This window comes from Mesorhizobium sp. P2_H9 (genome assembly GCF_056403215.1).
Genome location: NZ_JBFUFX010000031.1, coordinates 2,501 through 7,682, shown reverse-complemented (window position 1 = coordinate 7,682; position 5,182 = coordinate 2,501). Strand labels below are relative to the sequence as shown.

Below are 5,182 nucleotides of genomic sequence, written 5' to 3'. Positions count from 1 at the left end.
TCGCAGACGCGAGGTCGTGGCCCGTTACGCTTGTGGCTTCGGGGCCGTCCGAGTGTCGCTTACGCGGCTCTCTTGAATTCTCACAAGGGCTTTCTCAGAAGCAAACTGCTTCGCCGCCAGCGGCGCACCGCCCTCGTTCGTGAGGCGTATATAGTCGCCACCCATCCAAACTGTCAACACCACTCAACCATGTTTTTTCGATTTCTCGTGGAGATATCCACGGGGCCGAAATTCGTGAGTTGGCTTGGCTGAAATTGTGAGTGGTGTTCCGCTGCCTATCATTTCAATTGAGGGCTCGCCACCCCGAGGCGGCGGGCGCGTGCAATCGGCTTGAAAGTCGCCTGCCTTGCCTGGGGAATTATCGGACAGCCGCGCCGCCCTGGGCAGCGTTTCAGAGCCGGCTTTCCARCAATTCCGCCGTGATGTTCCGTCGGCCGACGAAAAAGATGCCCAGGATCAGGACCTGTTCGCCCTCGACCGCAAGGGCAATGCTCACGGCGCGCCAGTAGCCGATGATCCGCCGCCCAGGCATGATCTCGACCCGCTCTGTGCCGCGCTGTGGAAAAGTCGACAAGCCCAGTCGCGGATGCCGACAATGAATTCCAAGCGATTCGCCGGCGACGCGCGGTCGGCTGTGTCGTCATAGAGCCGTTCGAGTTCAGCTTCCGCCTTGGGACGGAAAGACCACCCGGTACTCCATTGCCTACCTGGCTTTCGCCTGCTTCGCCCGGTGACGCGCCTCGAGCCGCGAAAAAACCGTTTCCGCAGGAATGCCCTTGGCCGGATCCTGCTGGAACTCGCTCAGGCACGCCGGGATTTTCTCGCGCAACCATCTTTCCCGCTCCGCTTCGAAATCCCCGAGCATTCGCAGGCCGGCGCGAACAACCTCACTAGCATGTTGTAGCGGCCTGATTCGAGCCGCTTCCTGCTCTCGTAGTGGACGTTCAGGGCGTAGTTGGGCATGGCAACCCCCTGAAGAGATGGTGCCGATCAGGACAGCAATAGATAGCATTGATTAGCAGTATGCGCGCATACGGTTTCGCTCGGTCGCCCGGTTCTGCGGCAATGCCACCAGCCACGATCGCGCCGGCGCCGATCGAGATTCGTGCCCAGGACTATCCGCCACGACTCTCGTCGCATGCAAACGCGGCGGTTGCCGCGTTCGGCCGAGTCGGGAGCAAACCGGCAGCGCTGGAGTGTGATCGCAGATTGCGAACGCGCCGGAAGGGTTGAGACGATCCTTCGGGTTCCGATTCGTGAGTAAGGCGCTTAACGCAAAACGGCCCGCTCGATGCGGGCCGTTTTTGGATTTGGTTTCGGGGACAGGATTTGACTTTTTGGTCCCGCGGCGTCGGCTTGGCTTCTTGCGGGCCTTGTAACTTGTAATGAGGACAGAATTCGCCTGGTCGCCGGCCTTTGAATAGCAAAACGGCCCGCGCGAGGCGGGCTCATTTGTATTTGGTTGCGGGGACAGGATTTGAACCTGTGACCTTCAGGTTATGAGCCTGACGAGCTACCGGGCTGCTCCACCCCGCGTCAACCTTAGAGGTAAGTTTTACCTTACCGGAATCAAGAGCCACCAAATGAAAGGGCCGCTTGCGCGGCCCGTGTTCCCGTTGGCGGGCCTGTTCGTAAGGAGAAGATTTCACTGACATCCGATTGGATGTGAGTTCAACGTGCGTTTAGCAGACCTGGCAGCGACCTACTCTCCCGCGTCTTGAGACGAAGTACCATCAGCGCTGGAGCGTTTCACGGCCGAGTTCGGAATGGGATCGGGTGCAGCCGCTCCGCCATAACCACCAGGTCGGCAAAACGCACGTTGTTCGAGAAGCTTTTTGAGCGATTGGCCGCGACAATGCATCAGGCGTTACGCCTTTGGCTCTGTCGGAGCTGTTCGCTGGTCTTTGTCGTGCCTGTCACCTCGGCGCAATCCAAAGGATTGTCGCCAATCAGTGAGCATAAGGAATGAGAACGATCAAGCCGATCGAACTATTAGTACCGGTAAGCTTCAAGCGTTGCCGCTCTTCCACACCCGGCCTATCAACGTGGTCGTCTTCCACGGTTCTCAGGGAATACTCGTTTTAAGGTGGGTTTCCCGCTTAGATGCCTTCAGCGGTTATCCCGTCCGGATATAGCTACCCTGCTATGCGGCTGGCGCCACAACAGGTCCACCAGAGATCCGTCCATCCCGGTCCTCTCGTACTAGGGACAGATCCTTTCAATATTCCTACACCCACGGCAGATAGGGACCGAACTGTCTCACGACGTTCTGAACCCAACTCACGTACCGCTTTAAATGGCGAACAGCCATACCCTTGGGACCTGCTCCAGCCCCAGGATGCGATGAGTCGACATCGAGGTGCCAAACAACCCCGTCGATATGGACTCTTGGGGGTCATCAGCCTGTTATCCCCGGCGTACCTTTTATTCGTTGAGCGATGGCCCTTCCACGCGGGACCACCGGATCACTATGACCGACTTTCGTCTCTGCTCGACTTGTCAGTCTCGCAGTCAGGCAGGCTTATGCCATTGCACTCAGCGACCGATTTCCGACCGGTCTGAGCCCACCATCGCGCGCCTCCGTTACTCTTTAGGAGGCGACCGCCCCAGTCAAACTACCCACCATACATTGTCCCGGACCCGGATAACGGGCCGCGGTTAGACATCCATAGTAATAAGGGTGGTATTTCAAGGTTGGCTCCACCTGAGCTGGCGCCCAGGTTTCAAAGCCTACCACCTATCCTACACATGCCACTACGAATGCCAATGTAAAGCTATAGTAAAGGTGCACGGGGTCTTTCCGTCTAACCGCAGGAACCCCGCATCTTCACGGGGAATTCAATTTCACTGAGTCTATGCTGGAGACAGCGGGGAAGTCGTTACGCCATTCGTGCAGGTCGGAACTTACCCGACAAGGAATTTCGCTACCTTAGGACCGTTATAGTTACGGCCGCCGTTTACTGGGGCTTCGATTCAGAGCTTGCACCCCTCCTCTTAACCTTCCAGCACCGGGCAGGCGTCAGACCCTATACGTCGTCTTGCGACTTCGCAGAGCCCTGTGTTTTTGATAAACAGTCGCTACCCCCTGGTCTGTGCCACCCTCCTCTACTTGCGTAGAAAAGGGTCACGCTTCTTCCGAAGTTACGCGTGCAATTTGCCGAGTTCCTTCAGCATAGTTCTCTCAAGCGCCTTGGTATACTCTACCAGTCCACCAGTGTCGGTTTCGGGTACGGTCTATAAGGAGGAGCTATTTCCTGGAACCACGCAGCAGCCCTTTCAATCCGATAAGATTGGACTACCTCAATGATCCGTCACTTCCTCCAGGCCCACGAATATTAACGTGGTTCCCATCGTCTACGCATTTCTGCCTCGACTTAGGGGCCGGCTAACCCTGCTCAGATTAGCTTTAAGCAGGAACCCTTGGACTTTCGGCGGGGGAGTCTCTCACTCCCCTTACGTTACTCATGTCAGCATTCGCACTTCTGATACCTCCACCACCCCTCACGGGTATGGCTTCATCAGCTTACAGAACGCTCCGCTACCGCTTGGCCCTTGCGGACCAAACCCTAAGCTTCGGTGTATGGCTTTAGCCCCGTTACATTTTCGGCGCAAAGACCCTTATTTAGACCAGTGAGCTGTTACGCTTTCTTTAAATGATGGCTGCTTCTAAGCCAACATCCTGGTTGTTTTGGGATCCTCACATCCTTTCCCACTTAGCCATAACTTGGGGACCTTAGCTGTAGGTCAGGGTTGTTTCCCTTTTCACGACGGACGTTAGCACCCGCCGTGTGTCTGCCGACTAGTACTCCCAGGTATTCGGAGTTTGGTTAGGTTTGGTAATCCGGTGAGGACCCCTAGCCCATCCAGTGCTCTACCCCCTGGGGTATTCGGTCGACGCTCTACCTAAATAGATTTCGCGGAGAACCAGCTATTTCCGAGTTTGATTGGCCTTTCACCCCTAGCCACAAGTCATCCCGAACTATTGCAACAGTTATGGGTTCGGTCCTCCAGTAAGTGTTACCTTACCTTCAACCTGCTCATGGCTAGATCACTCGGTTTCGGGTCTAATGCGACGAACTGAACGCCCTATTCAGACTCGCTTTCGCTGCGCCTACACCTAGCGGTTTAAGCTTGCTCGTCACACTAAGTCGCTGACCCATTATACAAAAGGTACGTGGTCACCCAGGACGAACCTTGGGCTTCCACTGTTTGTAGGCAATCGGTTTCAGGTACTCTTTCACTCCCCTTGTCGGGGTGCTTTTCACCTTTCCCTCACGGTACTAGTTCGCTATCGGTCATGCACGAGTACTTAGGCTTGGAGGGTGGTCCCCCCAAATTCAGACAGGATTTCACGTGTCCCGCCTTACTCGAGGACGATTGATTGCATTACGCGTACGGGGCTGTCACCCACTATGGCCCTACTTTCCAGAAGGTTCCGCTTGTCTCTCAATCGCCACTGGCCTGGTCCGGGTTCGCTCGCCGCTACTTCCGGAGTCTCGGTTGATGTCCTTTCCTACGGGTACTTAGATGTTTCAGTTCCCCGCGTTCGCCACTTTACCCCTATTTTATTCAGGGTAAGTTACCTATTATCGATACTTGGAAACCACAGCAGCAAGTCTGCGCGATCTCAAAGAGATCGTCGCTTAACACTCAATCCTTTTGGGATTTCGCGTCGCCCTGCTGCTCTGATTTTCCAAGTACCTTAGGTGGGTTTCCCCATTCGGAAATCTACGGATCAAAGGGTATTCGCACCTCCCCGTAGCTTATCGCAGCGTATCACGTCCTTCATCGCCTGTGCATGCCAAGGCATCCACCAATTGCCCTTAAGACACTTGATCGTTCTCATTGCCAATGCCCACCCGCGCAATCCCGAAGGGATTGTCGCTTCAGCCTTCCCCTTGCGAGGTTAGCGTCCGCGCAATCCCGAAGGGATTGTCGCTTCAGCCTTCCCCTTGCGAGGTTAGCGTCCGCGCAATCTCGAAGAGATTGTCGCCCGGAACAGATCCTGTGCAGGATCCGATCCGATGTCATTGGCACAAAAAGACCAGCTTCTCGAGATCGGTTCGAGGGTGCGGTTAGGCAAGCCCATCATATGCGGGAGATTGAGCGTCTCCCGCGACAAATCACAGCCTTTCGGCCATGAAGTTCGAACAAATCTTCTCTTTACGATGTCAAACAGAAC

The 5,182-nt window shown here is 55.5% G+C and carries 2 protein-coding genes, 1 tRNA gene, 2 rRNA genes and 1 pseudogene (1 of these 6 only partly in view); all 6 read right to left on the bottom strand.

Going from position 1 to position 5,182, the window contains the following annotated elements:
• Window positions 1-391: 391 nt before the first annotated feature.
• Window positions 392-574 (bottom strand): hypothetical protein, encoded by a 183-nt coding sequence (locus AC1DXN_RS30735; protein ID WP_477278449.1) that lies wholly within the window; start codon window positions 572-574, stop codon window positions 392-394.
• A gap of 129 nt (window positions 575-703) precedes the next feature.
• Window positions 704-963 (bottom strand): annotated as a pseudogene (locus tag AC1DXN_RS30730) (type II toxin-antitoxin system ParD family antitoxin).
• A 496-nt stretch (window positions 964-1,459) separates the two neighbouring features.
• Window positions 1,460-1,536 (bottom strand) — tRNA-Met (locus AC1DXN_RS30725).
• A gap of 153 nt (window positions 1,537-1,689) precedes the next feature.
• Window positions 1,690-1,804, bottom strand: a 5S ribosomal RNA gene (rrf, locus tag AC1DXN_RS30720).
• Window positions 1,805-1,971: 167 nt separating this feature from the next.
• Window positions 1,972-4,838 (bottom strand): 23S ribosomal RNA (locus AC1DXN_RS30715).
• Window positions 4,839-4,960: 122 nt separating this feature from the next.
• Window positions 4,961-5,182, bottom strand: the 3' portion of a protein-coding gene (locus AC1DXN_RS30710; protein ID WP_477421808.1) for a hypothetical protein. The gene runs 57 nt beyond the window's last position; the window shows 222 of its 279 coding nt (coding positions 58-279); its start codon lies beyond the right edge, outside the window; it ends in the stop codon at window positions 4,961-4,963.